Annotated in this window: 19 protein-coding genes and 1 pseudogene; 9 read left to right on the top strand and 11 right to left on the bottom strand. The window is 70.7% G+C overall.

The genetic code is table 11. From position 1 onward, the window contains the following. From QN206_08680 to QN206_08650, 7 genes are read right to left on the bottom strand one after another with little or no spacing between them, the layout of a single operon-like run. A complete protein-coding gene (locus tag QN206_08680; GenBank protein ID MDR7614881.1) occupies positions 1–888 on the bottom strand; it encodes an alpha/beta fold hydrolase in 888 nt (295 codons plus the stop codon). After that, positions 876–2,156: a 3-phosphoshikimate 1-carboxyvinyltransferase gene (gene aroA, locus QN206_08675; GenBank protein MDR7614880.1), complete on the bottom strand. Its 1,281-nt coding sequence runs from the start codon at positions 2,154–2,156 to the stop codon at positions 876–878. Before aroA ends, QN206_08680 begins: the two co-directional genes overlap by 13 nt. Then, the gene (gene aroH, locus QN206_08670; protein ID MDR7614879.1) at positions 2,156–2,521 is read right to left on the bottom strand and encodes a chorismate mutase; all 366 of its coding nucleotides are present in this window, start codon (positions 2,519–2,521) and stop codon (positions 2,156–2,158) included. Before aroH ends, aroA begins: the two co-directional genes overlap by 1 nt. Further along, on the bottom strand, positions 2,521–2,976 hold the full coding sequence (gene aroQ, locus QN206_08665; protein ID MDR7614878.1) for a type II 3-dehydroquinate dehydratase: 456 nt from the start codon (positions 2,974–2,976) through the stop codon (positions 2,521–2,523). Before aroQ ends, aroH begins: the two co-directional genes overlap by 1 nt. Continuing rightward, complete coding sequence (gene aroB, locus QN206_08660; GenBank protein MDR7614877.1) at positions 2,973–4,559, bottom strand: 3-dehydroquinate synthase; 1,587 nt, start codon at positions 4,557–4,559, stop codon at positions 2,973–2,975. The genes aroQ and aroB overlap by 4 nt, the downstream gene beginning before the upstream one ends. Before the next feature lie 3 nt (positions 4,560–4,562). After that, positions 4,563–5,687 carry a chorismate synthase gene (gene aroC, locus QN206_08655; protein MDR7614876.1) on the bottom strand — a complete coding sequence of 375 codons (1,125 nt, stop codon included), beginning with the start codon at positions 5,685–5,687 and terminating at the stop codon, positions 4,563–4,565. A 9-nt stretch (positions 5,688–5,696) separates the two neighbouring features. Then, a complete protein-coding gene (locus tag QN206_08650; protein ID MDR7614875.1) occupies positions 5,697–6,563 on the bottom strand; it encodes a shikimate dehydrogenase in 867 nt (288 codons plus the stop codon). An 84-nt stretch (positions 6,564–6,647) separates the two neighbouring features. On the opposite strand from QN206_08650, the gene QN206_08645 reads away from it, so the two are divergent. From QN206_08645 to QN206_08625, 5 genes and pseudogenes are all read left to right on the top strand, one after another. Continuing rightward, positions 6,648–7,151, top strand: a complete 504-nt coding sequence (locus QN206_08645) for a CHRD domain-containing protein (protein ID MDR7614874.1) — start codon at positions 6,648–6,650, stop codon at positions 7,149–7,151. Between the two features lie 261 nt (positions 7,152–7,412). Then, positions 7,413–7,994 (top strand): phosphoribosyltransferase family protein, encoded by a 582-nt coding sequence (locus QN206_08640; protein ID MDR7614873.1) that lies wholly within the window; start codon positions 7,413–7,415, stop codon positions 7,992–7,994. Between the two features lie 6 nt (positions 7,995–8,000). After that, the gene (locus QN206_08635) at positions 8,001–9,221 is read left to right on the top strand and encodes an MFS transporter (GenBank protein MDR7614872.1); all 1,221 of its coding nucleotides are present in this window, start codon (positions 8,001–8,003) and stop codon (positions 9,219–9,221) included. A gap of 138 nt (positions 9,222–9,359) precedes the next feature. Beyond that, positions 9,360–9,794: an Hsp20/alpha crystallin family protein gene (locus QN206_08630; GenBank protein MDR7614871.1), complete on the top strand. Its 435-nt coding sequence runs from the start codon at positions 9,360–9,362 to the stop codon at positions 9,792–9,794. Between the two features lie 63 nt (positions 9,795–9,857). Further along, positions 9,858–10,247: pseudogene (locus tag QN206_08625) on the top strand (DoxX family protein). 197 nt (positions 10,248–10,444) lie between these two features. Here QN206_08625 and QN206_08620 read toward each other — a convergent pair. After that, positions 10,445–11,209: an MBL fold metallo-hydrolase gene (locus tag QN206_08620; protein MDR7614870.1), complete on the bottom strand. Its 765-nt coding sequence runs from the start codon at positions 11,207–11,209 to the stop codon at positions 10,445–10,447. 95 nt (positions 11,210–11,304) lie between these two features. Then, positions 11,305–12,018 carry an MBL fold metallo-hydrolase gene (locus tag QN206_08615; protein MDR7614869.1) on the bottom strand — a complete coding sequence of 238 codons (714 nt, stop codon included), beginning with the start codon at positions 12,016–12,018 and terminating at the stop codon, positions 11,305–11,307. 94 nt (positions 12,019–12,112) lie between these two features. Here QN206_08615 and QN206_08610 point away from each other — a divergent pair, with 94 nt between their 5' ends. From QN206_08610 to QN206_08595, 4 genes are read left to right on the top strand one after another with little or no spacing between them, the layout of a single operon-like run. After that, a complete protein-coding gene (locus tag QN206_08610; protein MDR7614868.1) occupies positions 12,113–12,598 on the top strand; it encodes an adenosine-specific kinase in 486 nt (161 codons plus the stop codon). Between the two features lie 12 nt (positions 12,599–12,610). Further along, positions 12,611–13,510: an amidohydrolase family protein gene (locus QN206_08605; GenBank protein ID MDR7614867.1), complete on the top strand. Its 900-nt coding sequence runs from the start codon at positions 12,611–12,613 to the stop codon at positions 13,508–13,510. A gap of 3 nt (positions 13,511–13,513) precedes the next feature. Continuing rightward, complete coding sequence (locus QN206_08600; GenBank protein ID MDR7614866.1) at positions 13,514–14,215, top strand: type 1 glutamine amidotransferase; 702 nt, start codon at positions 13,514–13,516, stop codon at positions 14,213–14,215. Further along, positions 14,212–14,601 (top strand): DUF3054 domain-containing protein, encoded by a 390-nt coding sequence (locus tag QN206_08595; protein ID MDR7614865.1) that lies wholly within the window; start codon positions 14,212–14,214, stop codon positions 14,599–14,601. The genes QN206_08600 and QN206_08595 overlap by 4 nt, the downstream gene beginning before the upstream one ends. Before the next feature lie 3 nt (positions 14,602–14,604). On the opposite strand, the gene QN206_08590 is transcribed toward QN206_08595, so the two are convergent. Both QN206_08590 and QN206_08585 read right to left on the bottom strand, forming a co-directional pair. Next, positions 14,605–15,546: a hypothetical protein gene (locus QN206_08590; GenBank protein ID MDR7614864.1), complete on the bottom strand. Its 942-nt coding sequence runs from the start codon at positions 15,544–15,546 to the stop codon at positions 14,605–14,607. 47 nt (positions 15,547–15,593) lie between these two features. After that, positions 15,594–16,268 carry a dienelactone hydrolase family protein gene (locus QN206_08585; GenBank protein ID MDR7614863.1) on the bottom strand — a complete coding sequence of 225 codons (675 nt, stop codon included), beginning with the start codon at positions 16,266–16,268 and terminating at the stop codon, positions 15,594–15,596. Positions 16,269–16,318 lie beyond the last annotated feature (50 nt).

Raw genomic sequence — 16,318 nt, 5'->3', positions numbered from 1 at the left:
TCAGGCTCTGAGGGAGCTCTCCCGCCTTCCTGCCCCGTTTTGGTCTGCTAAAAACGCCAGGAGCTCCCGGTGGAATTCCTCCGGTCGCTCCCGGGGCACCCAGTGCCCGCACCCCGGGAAGACCACGAGGCGTGCGTGGGGGATCCGGCGGGCCGCCTCCCGGGCCCATCCCACCGGCACCAGCCGGTCCCGGTCGCCGTGGAGGAGGAGGGTGGGAGCGCGGAGTTCGGGCAGCCGGTCCAGGTAACAGGTGCGCACGGTCTTCCGGTTCAGCTCCGTGGCGAGCCACGCGTAAAACAGGTTCTTTCGCCCCCGCGCCCGAACCGCCCCGGCGACCTCCTGCAGAAGATCCGGAGTGAGGGTCCGCGGGTCTCCCACGATCCACCGGAGGGCGATGCGGAGAGGGAAGGGGTGAGCGGAGGACCGCAGGCGGGCGAGGAGGGAGGGGAGGGGTGGGATACGCACGAGGCGGTGGGCGAGGGCGTGGAGGGGCACCCGACGCATGAGACCGTAACTGGCCACCAGCACGAGCCGGCTCACCCGATCCGGGTTTTGCAGCGCGAACCCGAGGGAGACGGCGCCGCCCAGGGAGAGCCCCACGAGGGAGAACCGGTCCAGTCTCAGGACATCCACGAAGGCCCCAAGCCACCGGACGTAAGCCTCGGTGGCAGGCGGACGAGGAAGCGGCGGGGTGTGACCGTGGCCGGGGAGGTCCGGGGCGATCACGTGGAAGCGTTCGGCGAGGACAGGGACGGTAGGCCGCCAGGTGAGGTCTGCGCTCCCCACGTCCGCCCCGTGCAGGAGGACGACGGGCGGACCCGAGCCGGCCTCCAGGAACCGGACCGGTACGCCTCCTGCCGGGACGCGGCCTTCCCTCACCTCCCGCACAGGGACCTCAGCACCCGCCCGAATTCGGGGAAGCTGGTGGCGATGCAGGCGGTGTCCCGGACGACGACCCCTTCCTCGGAGAGGAGGCCCGCCACCGCGAAGGCCATGGCGATGCGGTGGTCCCCGAAGGAGTCCACCACGCCGCCCCGGATCCGACTCCCACGGATGCGAAGACCGTCCGGGAGCTCTTCCGCGTGGACGCCCACGGCCCGCAGGTTAGAGACGAGAGCGCGGATGCGGTCGGATTCCTTCACCCGCAGCTCCGCGGCATCCCGGATCACCGTCTCTCCCTCCGCCACCGCCGCGGCCACCGCGAGGGCCGGAATCTCGTCAATGAGCCGGGGGATGATCTCGCCCCGGATCTCGACGCCCTGCAGCTCGCCTCCCCGCACCACCACGGTCCCCACGGGCTCTCCTCCCTCCTCCCGCAGGTCGGTGATCCCCAGGTGCGCGCCCATGGCGCGCAGGACCTCCAGGATCCCGGTGCGGGTGGGATTGAGGCCCACATCCTCCACGACGAGCTCGGAGCCGGGCCGGGCCGCGGCCGCCACCAGGAAGAAGGCCGCGGAGGAGAGGTCTCCAGGCACGGCCAGCTCCACGGCCCGGGGCTGGGCAGGGCCCACCACCGAGACCCCTTGTCCGTCTTCCTCCACGGGTACGCCCATGGCCCCCAGCAGGCGCTCCGTGTGATCCCGGGAGGCCTGGGGCTCGATGACCGTGGTCTTCCCCTCCGCGGCAAGGCCTGCAAGCAGGATGGCCGATTTGACCTGGGCGCTGGCCACGGGGAGGGAGTACCGGATGGGCCGCAACGCTCCGCCCCTCACCCGGAGGGGGACAAACCGGTCCATCCGCGCCTCGAACCACGCGCCCATCTCCCGGAGGGGTTGGATCACCCGGTCCATGGGCCGGCGGCGGATGGAGTCGTCTCCGTCGAGGGTGGCCTCAAAGGCGTGCTGCGCCAGAAGCCCGCACAGCAGGCGGATGGTGGTGCCGGAGTTGCCCACATCCAGAACGCCTTCAGGCGGCCGAAACCCCCGAATCCCGCGCCCGCGCACGGTGAGGGTGTCCCCTTGCAGTTCTGCTTCTACCCCGAGGGCCCGCAGGCAATGCACGGTGGACAGGGTGTCCGCGGCCACGAGAAACCTCCGGGCCCTGGTGGTGCCGGAAGCGATGGCGCCCAGGAGGGCCGCCCGGTGGGAGATGGACTTGTCGGGGGGCGGTCGGAGGCGGCCGCGCGGACGGGCGGGGCGGATCACGAGCTCGGACATCACTGGGCGCTGTTGAGGTCGGGCCGCAGATTCTCGGCCTCTCCCAGGTAGACGTGAATGATCTCCTCTTGGGCAAGGGTGGTGTTGACCAGCATGAGAACCCGCAATACCCGGGTCATGGCCCCGGGCACGCCCATCTCCTGGGCGCACAGCAGCGGCACCCGGTTCCACCCCAGGCCGCGCGCGGCCTCCGCGGGGAAGGTGGCGTTGAGGTCCGGGGTACAGGTGAAGATCACCGCGGCGATGTCCTCCGGCGCGACCGCGTTGGCTCGGATCATCTCCTGGAGCAACCGACGGGACGCATCGAGGATGGCTTCCGCGGTGTTGGCTTCCACCCGGATGGCCCCGCGGATCCCTCGCACCATCACCGGCTTCCCTCCTGTTCGCGCGCAAGCCGCACCGCCGCCTCCAGTCCCAGGATGTAGCTCTCCGGCCCGAACCCCATGATGACCCCCCGGACCACGGGAGCCAGCACCAGCCGCCGGCGGAAGGGTTCGGCCTGCCGCGCGTAGACGTTCGTGAGGTGAACTTCGACCACGGGGATCCGGAGGGCTGCGATGGCGTCCCGGAGGGCCACGGAGGTGTGGGCAAAGGCTCCGGGATTCAGAACCACCGCGGCGCAGTCCCTCCGGGCCGCGTGGAGGGCGTCGAGGAGTTCTCCCTCGTGGTTGGACTGCAGAAATTGCACCTCCACCCCCAACTCCTCCGCCCGCCGGCGCACCCGCTCGTGGATTTCCGCGAGGGGCGTGGCCCCGTAGACCTCCGGCTCCCGCTCCCCAAGCAGGTTCAGGTTCGGCCCCGAGAGCACGAGGATTTTCATCTCCGGAGCTCCTGGAGGGTCTCCCGCACGAGTTCGGGCTCCACGGCTACCCCCGTCCGCACCCGGCCGATGCCCTCGAGAAGCGCGAACCGCAGCCGGCCGTGCCGCACCTTCTTGTCCAGGAACATCCGGTCCAGGAGGTCGTCGACGGCGATGGGCGGCAGGCGGGTCGGTAAACCGACCCGCGCGATGAGCGCTTCCAGCCGGGCCGCTTCTTCGTCCCCGAGCAGACCGAGCCGCACCGCAAGCCGTGCTTCCACCACCATGCCCTGGGCCACCGCCTCCCCGTGGGAGATCCGGTACTCCAGGGCGGCCTCCAGGGCGTGGGCCACCGTGTGTCCGAAGTTGAGGGCCTCCCGGGCCCCGGCCGTCTCCCGCTCATCCGCGGTGACGAACCGGGCCTTGATGGCCACGTTGCGGGTCACGAGCTCCGCCAGGGTTTCCGGATTCCGCCGGAGGACTTCCGGCAGATGTCCCTCCAGCCACGCGAAAAGTTCCCCGTCCGCGATGGCCGCGTGCTTGATGGCCTCCGCCAAACCTGCCCGCAGCTCCCGTCGGGGAAGGGAGCGCAGCGTGGCCACGTCCGACAGCACCGCCACGGGTTGCCAGAACGCCCCGATGAGGTTTCGGGCGGTGAGGTTCAGGGCGGTCTTCCCGCCGATGCTGGCGTCCACCTGCGCGAGGAGGGTGGTGGGGAGGAGGAAAAGCGGAATCCCGCGCATGTACGTGGCGGCCACGAACCCCCCGAGGTCCCCCACCACCCCTCCGCCCAAGGCGAGGAGGCCGGAGGCCCGGTCCAGCCGGGCGGCGGCCATGGCCTCGTACACCCGGCGGGCGGCGGAGAGGGTCTTGCTGCGCTCCCCGGAGGGCACGGGAACCGGGTATAGCTCCATCCCCCAGGCCCGGAGGGACGCCACGAGCCCCTCGCCGTAGCGCCGCAAGAGATGGGGGTGGGTCACGAGGGCCGCCCGGCGCACCCCGGTCCGAAGCAGGTCCAGGGCCACGAGCGGCAGGATCCCGTCTCCCACGTGGACGGGATAGCGATGGTCCGGGAGGACGACCTCCAGGGTGTGGCGCTCCTGGTTCGCAATCCCTTCGAGGATGCGTTCCGCGGCCACGGTCACCGTAAGGCCCGAGGTGTCCACCACCAGATCCGCCACCTCCCGGTAGCGGGGCGCGCGCTCGAGGAGCAACTGCCGTGCCCGACCCTCCGGATCTCCGTGCAGGAGCGGCCGGTGCTCGCCGCCTCCCACCCGGGCCAGGACCGTCTCGAGATCGGCCTCCAGGAGCACGAGGCGGCAGGTGCGGCGCAGCTCCCGTACGTTCGCGGAGTCCATCGGCACCCCGCCTCCGCAGGCGATGACCGCGGGCCGCATACGCGCCGCCTCCCGCACCGCCTCCCGCTCCAGGGCCCGGAAGGCGGCCTCCCCGTCCTGCACAAAGATCTCCGGGACAGAGCGTCCTGTCCGCCGTTCCACGAGCTCGTCCGTGTCCACGAACGGCCACCCCAGGCGGCGCGCGAGCTCCCGACCCACGCTGGTCTTCCCGCTTCCCATGAACCCGATGAGGGCGATGTTCCGCATGGGCTACCGGGGGCTCCAGCGGATGCGGCGGAGGTAGCGGTCGTAGGCCTCCCGCATCTCCTGGAGGGTATCCTGGCCGAACTTCTCACAGAGGGCGTCCGCGAGCACCAGGCACACCATGGCCTCGCACACCACCCCGGCCGCGGGCACCGTGGTGACGTCGGAGCGGACCACGGCCCCGGGGCTTGGCTCCAGGGTGCGCAGGTCCACGGAGTGGAGGGGTGAGCGCAGGGTGGCGAGGGGTTTCATGGCTGCCCGTACCACGAGGGGCATGCCGTTCGTGACCCCTGCTTCAAGTCCCCCGGCCCGGTTCGTCTCCCGGTAGAACCCGCGGTCTGGGTCGTAGTGGATTTCGTCGTGGGCCAGGGAGCCCGGAGTGGCCGCGACGGCAAACGCGTCGCCGATGGCAACCCCCTTGATGGCCTGCACGCTCATCACCGCCTGCGCGAGGCGGCCATCGAGCCTCCGATCCCAGTGCACGTAGGATCCCAGGCCCGGCGGTACCCCGAGGGCCACGATCTCCACGACCCCGCCCAGGGTGTCCCCCCGGGCCCGCGCTTCGTCAATCACCTCCCGCATGCGGGCGGCGGCCTCCGCATCCGCGCACCGCACCTCACTGGTCTCCGCGGCCTGCGCGATGGCCTCCCAGGAATCCGGGAGGTGCCGCACGGTGACCTCGCCCAGGGAGATCACGTGGCTGAAGACCCGAATTCCGAACTGCTCCAGCAACAGGCGGGCCAGGGTGCCGCCTGCCACCCGGGCCGCGGTCTCCCGGGCGCTCGCGCGCTCGAGCGCGTACCGGACATCGTCGAATCCGTACTTCAGAGCACCCACGAGGTCCGCGTGACCCGGCCGGGGACGGGTGATGGGGTTTTCCTGGGCCCGCCAGTCCCGGTTCCACACGAGGACGGCCACCGGCGCGCCGATGGTGTGGCCGTCCAGCACCCCGGAGAGGATCTCCGCCCGGTCGTGCTCGATCTGCATCCGGCCGCCCCGGCCGTAACCGGCCTGTCGTCGCGCCAGCTGGTGGTCGATGGCCGACACGTCCACCGGGAGCCCCGCGGGGAGCCCCTCCACCACCGCCACGAGCCCCCGGCCGTGCGACTCCCCCGCGGTCACCAGACGCAGCGCCACGGGCTATCCCTCCACCGGGGCGCCGATGGCCCGCAGCATGACCTCCACCGGCGCGGGCTTTCCGGTCCACAGCTCGAAGCTCGCCGCACCCTGGTAGGCCAGCATCAGGAGGCCTCCGATGGTCCGGGCTCCGACCTGCCGCGCGAGCTGCAACAGGCGCGTGCGGGGGGGGTTATACACGAGATCGAACACCGCCATGCGGGGGTGCAGGAACTCCGGGGAAGAGACGGGACTCCCGTCCCGGTCCGGGTGCATGCCCACGGGCGTGGCGTTCACGAGAAGGTCGGCTTCCCCCAGGTGAGCCCGCAGGGCGCCGGGCTCGAGCGGGTGGGCCGCAAAGCGCACCCGCGGAAAGAGCGTGCTCATCTGCCCGGCCAGGAACTCCGCCCGCTCCACCCGCCGGGCGAAGAGGAGGACCTCCGCCACGCCCTCCTGGGCCAGGGCCACGCACACCGCCCGGGCCGATCCACCGGCCCCCAGCACCGCGGCCCGGCTTCCCGCGGCCCGGAAGCCCACGTGCTCCAGGGTGCGGCGCACGCCTGTCACGTCCGTGTTGTAGCCGTACGTCCGCCGGCCCTCCCCGAAGACGATGGTGTTGACGGCCCCGCACGCCCGGGCCACCTCGTCCAGCCGGTCCACGAGCTGCACGGCCGCCTCCTTGTGGGGGACGGTGATGTTGGCCCCCGCAAATCCCAAAGCCCGTAGCCCCCGCACCGCCTCCGGCAGGTCCGAGGGGAGAACCCGCAGGGCCACGTACGCCCACCGCAGCCCCAGGGCCGCGAAGGCCGCGGCGTGCATCCGGGGCGAGAGGCTGTGGGCCACGGGGTCGCCCAGCAGGGCCACGAGTTGCGTTCCGGGCGGAATCTCCATGGCTTTTGCTTTCCATTTTAAGCCGTGACAATCCCGTGATCCGAGTCCTGTAAAGTGACCCCGGAGTTCCCAGGGAGGGGGAGGATGAGCGGCGCGAGGTGGATCCGGTTTCTGGGGGTGACGGCGGGGGTCCTGGCCCTGCTCGGGGGAGAGCCCGGTCGGGCCCAAGCGCCCGTGGAGTTCGTGGCGCACCTGTGGGGGCGGGAGCAAGTGCCCGCCGTGGAGACGAAGGCCACGGGGGTGGCCACCTTCGTGGTGGCGCCGGACGGCAACAGCATCGCCTTCCGCCTGGTCCTCTCACGGTCGGTGAACGTGCAGATGGCCCACATCCACCTGGCTCCGCCGGGCAGCAACGGGCCCATCGTGGTGTGGCTTTACCCCTCCGCCCCGCCGCCCCGCCTGATCCCGGGCCGGTTCGAGGGCGAGCTGAGCAGCGGCACCATCACGGCCGCAAGCCTCACCGGACCCCTCGCGGGCCGACCCCTCGCCGCGCTCCTCGCGGAGATCCGCAACCTCAACGCGTACGTCAACGTGCACACCGTGGCCCATCCGGGAGGGGAGATCCGGGGCCAGATCCTGCCCAGGTGAGAGTCGGCCGGGCAGATCTGCGGGGCTTCGGAGGGCCTACGTGATTCGCGCCACGGCCCCTCGTGCCTGGGTCCCGCCGGAGCCGCGATGAGGCTCTCCCTCTTGGTCGATTTCGTGCCGCCGACCGCTCGGGAGCCGGGCCGGGTCCTCCGCGACCCAGGGCTTGCACTCCGCCGCCCGTGGGGGCTGACAGGGAAAGCGTGAAGTGCTAGCATTAGCAGATAACAACACACCTCACGCTCTCGCTCCCGAGGGAAGACTATGCGCTACGAGGGTCAAACCCATTACGAGCTCCGGGTGGCGGGGGTCCGGAGGTTGCTGCCCGTGGAGGAGGTGCGCCCCGGCGTGTGGGTGCCGTTCTTCCGGATGGTGGGGGACGTGGAGCTCACCAATGCGTGCGCCCGGGCGCTCGCGGCGGAGCTGCGGCAGTGCGAGTTCGAGGTCCTGGTGGCCCTGGCCATGAAGTCCGCGGCCCTCGCCCACATGATCTCCACCTACCTCTCGGAGCCCCGGCACGGGCAGTTCTTCCCGTACGTGGTGTGCCGACGGACGGTCAAACGGTACATGCGCAACCCCGTGACGGTGGAGGCCCGGTCCATCATGGAGCCCGAAGCCTATACCCTCGTGCTCAACGGCCTCGACGCGGAGGTGGTGCGTGGGAAGCGGGTGGCGGTGGTGGACGACGTGGTGAGCACGGGCGGGACCTTCCGGGCCGCGGCGGCCCTCATGGAGCGGCTCGGGGCCCGCATCTCCGCGAAGGCCGCGGTCCTGCTGGAGGGGGATGCATACCACGACCCGGAGCTCATCCACCTGGAACGGCTCCCCGTGTTCACCGCAGGCTGAACCCGCGTGGCGGAGCGGGCGCGACCTGAACGGTACGCCCTGGGAGGTCTCGGGGCGTCCCTGCTGATCCAGACCCTGGTGCTCTGGGTCTACCCCTTTTACGCGCCGCCCACAGCAGACCGCCTGCTGCCTCCGGAGCAGGTGGGGCTGGCCCTCGCCCTGGGCCGGCTTACGAACGCGGTGGCGGAGCCGCTCGTAGCTTCCTGGAGCGACCGGTTCCGATCCCCTTGGGGCCGCCGACGGCCGTTCGTCATCGGCGGGGCGCCGCTCCTGGCCCTGGCCTTCGCACTGGTGTGGGTGCCGCCCGCCGCGCACCGGTTCGCGTACCTGGCGGCACTCCTGTGCGCCTTCTTTTTCCTGTTCTCCCTGGTGGTGAACCCTTACCTGGCCTTGCTGACGGAGTTCGAGGGGACCGGACGGGTGTCCGCCGCGGTGGCGCAGGCGGCGGGAAACGTGGTGGGAACCGGTTTCGCCTACACCCTCTCCGCCTGGCTTGTGCACGCGTTCGGCTTCCCCGCCCTGGGCGGGATCTTCGCGGGGGCGGCGGTGCTCCTCCTATGGGTCGCGGGCCTCGCGGTGCGGGAGGAGGGGCGCGGGCACTCCGAGCCGTTCGTGCGGGCCCTCGCCGCGGTCCTCGGTCGGCGGGACCTTCGGGTGTACCTGTTGATTCTGGGGCTTGCCTGGGTAGGACTGAGCCTGCTCCCCCCGGTTCTCGTGTTCCTCGCCACGGTGCTCATGGGCGTGGCGCGGGAATCCGTGGGGAGCGTTTTGGGTCTTGCGCTCCTCTCGACCCTCTGCGGGCTTCCCGTGGTCCTGGCCTGGGGTCGACGGCTCGGCCCCGGCCGGGCCCTCATGCGGGTGCTGGGGCTCGCGGTGCCGATGCTGCCGCTCATCTCCCTCATCGGCCTCCTGCCGGGGATCCCGGCCCTGTGGCACGGGTACGGGCTCGTTGCCCTCGCGGGGCTTCCCCTCGCGGGTCTCTACGCCCTCCCCAACGCGGTGCTCGGGGAGATTGCGGAAAGGGACGGGGGACACGAGGCCCTGCACTTTGCCCTCCAGGGGGTAACCCTGAACCTGGCCAATGCCATGGCCGCGGCGCTTAGCGGCTTCCTCCTCACCTTGGGATACACGCCGGGAGAGGACCTGGGACTGCGGCTGGTACCGCTGTGTTCCGCGGCGCTGCTCATTGGGGCGCGCCTCGCGTTTCGGGCCCTGCAGCGGGAATAGGCCCGGAATCCCACCCCGTATGTCTAAAGTGGGACTGCCCCGGAGGCGGTCATTCCGGGGAGGATCCGGAGACAGCCTCCGGGCGGATCCCCGGCCCGTGCGGAGGCCGAAGATTCGATCGAAAGGAGGTGAGGTGCGGTGCTGGTACGTCGGAGCCCCCTCGTCGCGGAGCTCCGGGCGATCCAGCAGGAGCTCGCCGGCCTGCTCGACCGAGTCTTCGGATTTGAAGGGCCGGGTTCGGAGGGCTTTGTGCCCGCCCTGGACGTGTACTTCCAGGACGGGCACTGCGTCGTCCGGGCCGATCTGGCAGGGGTGGACCCCAAGGCCGTGGAGATCCTCCTCCACGGCAACGTCCTGACCATCCGGGGCGAGCGGAAGGCGCCGGAGGTGGCGCGGGATGACGTGCTCCTGCGCGGCATCCCGTACGGCCGCTTCGAGCGCACCGTGACCCTGCCGGAGGGCCTGGACGTGGACGGGGTGAAGGCGCAGTGGCTCGATGGGATCCTGGAGATCCGGATTCCGGTCGAGCAGGAGCTGCGGCCGAGGAAGATTCCTGTTGAGATCGCCGCGTGAGGTTCCCCCGCCCGGGTAGGACCCGGGCGGGGCATCACCCTGTGCTCGGGGAGGTGAGGCATGATGCAGGCGGATCTGGGGCTATTGCTGATTCGTCTGGTCATCGGTCTCCTCTTCGTCGGGCACGGGCTCCAGAAGCTCGCAGGGTGGTTCGGCGGAGCAGGACTCCGGGGCACCGGGCAGTGGTTGGAGTCCCTGGGCCTGCGGCCGGGCCGGTTCTGGGCGTTCGTGGCGGGGGCCGCGGAAGTTGCAGGCGGCGCCCTGTTCGCGCTCGGTTTGCTCGTTCCCGTGAGTGCACTGCTGCTTACCGCGGTGATGGCCACCGCCATCGCGCGGGTTCACGCGCCCCGGGGGCTGTGGATTGACCGGGGCGGCTACGAGTACAACCTCGTGCTCGCCGCCACGGCCCTGGGCGTGGCGCTCACGGGTCCCGGCGTATACGCCCTGGACGCGGCCTGGAACGTGAGCCTGCCGGTGCTTCCGATCCTGGGGTGGGGGATCGCGGCCATCCTCGTGCTCGAGCTGATCCTCGCTGCCCGTGTCCCTGCACCCCACGCCACGGCCCGGACGTAGCCTCCGCCACCCCCTGAGACGGCCACCCGACCCACGCGTGGGTCGGGTGGCCGCATCGAGCCCAGGAAGCGCTGTGCTCACCGGGACCCTGACCGCCAGTCCATGACCACCACCCGCGTGGGCGGCGGCAACTGGTCCTTGCGGATTTCGTAGGTCCCTCCCACGCGCACCACATCCCGCTTCCCCTCGAGGAACGGCCCCTCGTCCGTGCCCGGCCAGTCCGGCCGCGCGGAGGTCTTGTAGTGCATGGGGATGACCACCGCCGGCCGGAGCTGCTCGGTGATCCGGGTTGCCTCCGCCGCGCCGATGGTGAAGGGGCCGTCGCCCACGGGGATCATGAGCACGTCCAGCCGACCGAGGGCCCGCCGCTGCCCCTCCGTCAGGGTGCTCTGGCCCAGGTCCCCCAGGTGCGCAAGCCGCAGGTCGTCCATCTCCAGCAGGAACAGCGTGTTGAGACCGCGGGGGCTTGTGCCGCCCTGGTCATCGTGGAAGGAGGGGATGGAGGTCACTGTGGTTCGGCCCACCCGCTCGCGGAAGCGGTTCCAGCTCCGGCCATCCGGGGTGAGGCCCCGAAGTACGCGGCGCGCGCCCTGCACGAGCCTCACGTTGTTGTGGTCCCGATGCTCGTGGGTCACGAGGACCACCTCCGCGGTCACCTGGGGGAGCGGGTAGCCGATCTCGCCGTAGGGGTCGATGGCGAACCGGATCCCGTCCGGTGCCGTGATCACGAAGAAGGCATGGCCGTAGTAGCGAATCATCACACTCCCCGTGCGCGGTGCTCCTTGCGCTCCCAGAACGGCACCCGTGACCACGAGGGCCACCGTGGCGATCAACCTCCGCATGTGCCACCTCCCGCTCGGCTTTGCCTCCATGAGAACCGGAGAACCGTAACGCCCGCGTGAGGGGGGAAAGCAGAAGCAGCGGGGGAGGGTCCGGGTCAATCGCCGACCGCCAGCTCGCGCAGGCGCCGGGCCGCACCGGGGCCGTAGACCCCGCCGTGGTAGCACACCACCACGTCCGGCTCCAGATCCGCCAGCTTGCGCACGGAGGCCATGGCGGTCGCTCGATCGGGGGTGAACTCCGGGATGGGCCCCCGGAGTTGACCGTCCGTCACCACCAGGGCGTCCCCGGAGATCAGGATGCGGGGAAGTTCTAAGAACAGGCTGAGGTGACCGGGTGTGTGCCCTGGGGTGTGCACCACCCGGACGCCGCCACACAGGGGAAGGCGCTCCCCGTCCACGAGGTAGCGGGTCACCTTCACCCTGGGACGGTCCCGCAGCACGGGGTCGAGGGCCTCCCGCTGCTCCGGCGAAAGGCGCGCTGGGTCGAACTTCAGCAGCGTCCGCGCACCCTCGATGTAGGGAACCTCCTCCGGGTGGGCCCACACCTCGGCTCCGCTCTCCCGCACGAGGGCGGGCGCGTTCCCGATGTGATCCAGGTCCTGGTGGGTGAGGAGGACCGTGCGGATCTGGGAGATCTCCACCCCGCAGGCGCGTATGGCCTGCCGCAATGCCTCCACCTGGCCGGGAAACGCGGTGTCCACCAGGACGATCTGATCGCCCTCCCGCAAAAGCACGGGATGGACCCGCATGGGGTTCCCGCGCCACACCCCGTCCACGGACAGGACCTCGACGCCCTCCGCGATCCGCATGCGGCAGAAAGTATACCAGGAGCTCCTCCGTCCGTCGAGTTCCGGGAGGAGGGTGACCTGGTCTGAAGCCCCGTGAATTCCTACAATAAGAGGCATGGAGCTCAAGCTGGTCCCCATCGAGAAACCGGACGCGTTGAACGTCATCCTCGGGCAGGCGCACTTCATCAAGACCGTGGAGGACCTGCACGAGGCCCTGGTGACCGCAGTGCCCGGGATCAAGTTCGGGCTCGCCTTCTCGGAAGCCAGCGGCAAGCGCCTGGTGCGCCGGTCCGGCACGGACCCGCAGCTCGTGGATCTGGCGGTCCGCAACGTGCTCACCATCGGCGCCGGCCACACCTTCCTGATCGTCCTGGGCGAGGGCTACTACCCCATCAACGTCCTCCCCGCGGTGAAGGCCTGCCCGGAGGTGGTGCGGATCTTCGCGGCCACCGCAAACCCCCTGCTGGTGGTGGTGGCGGAGGAGGGCGAGCGTCGAGGGATCCTGGGGGTGATGGATGGGTTCAGCCCCCTCGGCGTGGAGGACGATGCGGAGGTGGCTTGGCGGAAGGATCTCCTGCGGCGGTTCGGGTACAAGTTGTAGGGGGAGGTCGGCGTGGAGATCATCGACGCGCACGTGCATCTTGTGACGCCCCGCATGGCGGAACGGGCGACCCGGTGGGCCGCGGGGGTGCGTGCCCGGGCCCTGGAAGCCGCTTCCCAGGCCCGACAGCGGCGGATGCGGGATCTCGCGGGCCAGACCCTGGAGGAGATCGCCGCGTGGTGGGAGCGTCAGCTGGATGCCCACGGGGTCCGGGCTGCCTTCTTCATCGCGGTGGGAGAGGCGAACGAGGAGCTGGCTGCCTTCTGCGCCCTCAACCCCGGGCGCTTCTTCGGTTGGGGGAGCCTTCCGGATCCCCTCCATCCGGATGCGGCCCGCATCGTGGCCCGGTTCCCGGAATGGGGGCTGAGGGGGTTGAAGCTCTATCCGCCCACCCAGCGGTTCCACGCGAGCGACCGGGCCCTGTTCCCCGTGTACGAGAAAGCCGCGGAACTCGGGATCCCGGTGCTCTTCCACTTCGGCGTAACGGTCTCGCCCATCTGCGACCTCACCTACGCGAACCCCCTCGCCCTCTCCGCGGCCCTCAAGCAGTTCCCGGAGGTGACCTTCGGGATCGCCCACTTCGGGGCCGGGTTCTTACGGGAGACCCTGCTCCTCGCCTACCACACGGAGAACCTCTTCGTGGACACCTCCGGGACGAACAACTGGCGGCACTACCACCCCGGCAACCCTTCCTTGGAGTCCGTGTTCGCGGATGCCCTGCGGGCCTTCGGGCCGTACCGGGTGGTGTTCGGAACCGATACCGCGGTGGGGCCGTACCGGGGGCAGATTTTGCAGGAGCAGATGGAGATCCTGGAGCGCCTGGGGCTTTCGGAGGAGGAGCGGGCCGCGGTGATGGGCGGAAACGCCCGGCGGCTGTTCCGGCTTGAAGCGCCTGCGGCTGCAGGACGGTGAAGGGTGGCGGAAGTCCTGGTGATCCAGCATGCGGAGGTGGAGCCTCCGGGGCTCATCGGCGAAATCCTTCAGACACGTGGCCACACCCTGCGCATCCTCCGCCCTTTCGCAGGAGAGCCCGTCCCCGAATCCCTCCGGGAGGTCGCGGGGCTTGTGCTCATGGGAGGGCCGATGGGTGTGTACGAGCAGGAGCGCTACCCGTTCCTGCGGGCGGAGATGCGCCTGATCGAGGAAGCCCTGCGTCGGGATTTCCCCGTTCTCGGCGTGTGCCTGGGTAGCCAGCTCCTGGCGGCCGTGCTCGGAGCCCGCGTGGGGCCGGGCCCGGGACCGGAGCTTGGATGGCATCCCGTCACGCTTGAGGAGGCGGCGACGGAGGACCGGCTGTTCGCCGGGTTGCCCTCCTCGTTCGTGGCCTTCCACTGGCACGGGGACGTCTTCGACCTCCCCGCCGGAGCCACCTGGCTCGCCCGCAGCGAACGCACGCTGTACCAGGCGTTCCGGTATGGCCACCGCGCGTACGGGCTCCTCTTTCACCTGGAGGCCACAGAGGCCACGATCCGAGCCATGGTGCGGGCTTTCCCGGAGGACCTCAGGCGGGCCGGACTGGATCCTGAGGCGATGACCTCCGCATCTGAGCGGTATCTGCCTGCCCTGCGGGACCTGGGCTCGCAGGTGTTCGGACGGTGGGCGGCTCTCCTCCCATGAGCCGTTTTGCGCTCGCGCTCGGGGACGGGGTTGTGCTCGTGCTCTTCACCCTCCTCGGCGTACGGGCTCACGGTGGAATCCCCGACCCTGATCGCCTGCTGCGCACCGCGGTCCCTCTCCTCCTCTCGTGGGCCGCGGCGAGCTGGGCCCTGGGGACGTACCGCCGGCCCGTGCGCACGGGGTGGCTCGGGGCCTGGCCCGTGGGGATCCTGGCGGGAGTGTTCTTGCGGCAGGCCCTCCTGGGACGGCCGCTCTGGAGCACGGGCACCGCCACCTTTGCCCTAGTGAGTCTCGGGGTGACGGGAGTCCTGCTTGCGGCCTGGCGATTCGCGGCGGCCGCGTGGGAGGCCCGGGGGATGGGAACCCACCAGCACCCAGGACAGTAAGCCTCAGGGGTGCGGCAGAGTATCGGGCTCTACCCACACGCGCACTCGGGCTTTCTGCTCCTCAGTGAGGATTCTGTCCCGGGCCGCGACGTACCCTCGCCAGGCGCGCTCCGCCGCCGCGTTGAGCGCTTCCGGGCCGGCCTGTGCCTGGAGGGCGGTCCGCACCCGCGCGCGGGCCGCCGCGCAGGCCTCCCGGAGGACGCGGAGTTGTTCCGTGTCCGCCCGAGCCGCGACGCGGAGCACCCGGAGGTCGTGCGGGCAGGCGTTCGTGAGGAGCGCGATCCCCCACGCGGCGTCCAGGGTTCCTCCCTGGGCATCGGAGGCGGGAAGCCCTGCCTTCAGGTAGGGCAGGACCCGATTGTAGTGCGCGAATGCCCCATCGGGGTTCGGGAGCCAGACCCAGGCGTGGGTCATGGTGAGGAGGGTGCGGCCCTCTCCTCCGCCGAGCCGACCCGTTCGGATTCGCTCGTCCACGAGCCGCTGGAGGAGCGGCCGGCCCTCCGCGAGCGCTCGGGCGATCTTCTCGACGTCGTGCACGTGCCAGCGGTCCAGGTTGCCCGCAAACCCCTCCGGCATCGGTTCACCCGGCCGGCGGTAGACCGTAAACGCCACCCCCACGAGCTCCATGCGGCCGCGGATCCTCGCGTACAGGAGGGTGGAGGGGTGTTCCAGATCGAGGGGACGTCTCGCCCGGTCCGGGTGGTACCAGTGCTCGCCCACGAGCGGCGCTTCGTCTCCGAACCGGCGGAAGCCGTCGAGGACGGCGGTGCGGTGATCGCGGTAGCGGGCCGTGTGGTGCCGGACCTGCTCTAGCTGGCCATCCAGCGGAGCGCTTCCGGGTGGCCGGTGGTGGTCCCCGTGGGGTGCGGAGGTGGCCGGACGGAGGGACAGCGCGATGGTGATCCAGACGGAAAGATAAACTCCCCACCGCCGGCCTATGGTCATCCTCCGACCTCCGGAGAAGTTCCGTTCACCGAATACGCGCCGTCCATCTACGGGGTTCCCGCCGCGTCACCGGCCAGGTACTGCCCGAACCACTCCGCGGCGAGCCGGGCCACTTCCTCCAGAGCTCCGGGTTCCTCGAAGAGGTGTCCTGCACCCGGCACCACCGCAAGGCGCTTCTCGCACCGGAGCTTTTGCAGGGCTTTCTCGTTCAGCCGGAGCACCGGGAGGTCCGCCCCGCCCACGATGAGGAGGGTGGGGGCCCGGACTTGAGGGAGAACGTGCGCGGCGAGATCGGGACGTCCTCCTCTGGAGACCACCGCATGGACGGCCTCGGGCCGCTCCGCGGCCGCGATGAGAGCCGCGGCCGCCCCCGTGCTCGCGCCGAAGAGACCGATGCGCAGCGCCTTCGTCTGTGGGTGTTCCATGAGCCAGTCCACCAGACCCACGAGCCGCCGGCCCAGAAGCGGGATGTCGAACCGGTACCGGGCGGTTCGCAGGTCGGTTGCCTCCTCCTCGGGTGTGAGGAGGTCGGTGAGGAGGGTGGCGAGCCCCCGGCGCCGGAGCGCCGCGGCCACGAACCGGTTGCGGGGGCTGTGGCGGCTGCTGCCGCTCCCGTGGGCGAACAGGACGATGCCCCCCGCCTGCGGGGGAATCCCCAGGTCGCCGTGGAGGAGGACCCCCGCGGCTGGCACTTCCACCAAGGTCTCCTGGTCGGACTCCACGAGCCCCTCCCTCTTTAGTTTCGCACGCTCCGGCCTGCCGGGGAGAAGCC

It is taken from the genome of Armatimonadota bacterium (assembly GCA_031460175.1).
Taxonomy (GTDB): domain Bacteria; phylum Sysuimicrobiota; class Sysuimicrobiia; order Sysuimicrobiales; family Sysuimicrobiaceae; genus Sysuimicrobium; species Sysuimicrobium tengchongense.
This window is presented reverse-complemented; position numbering and strand designations above follow the sequence as displayed.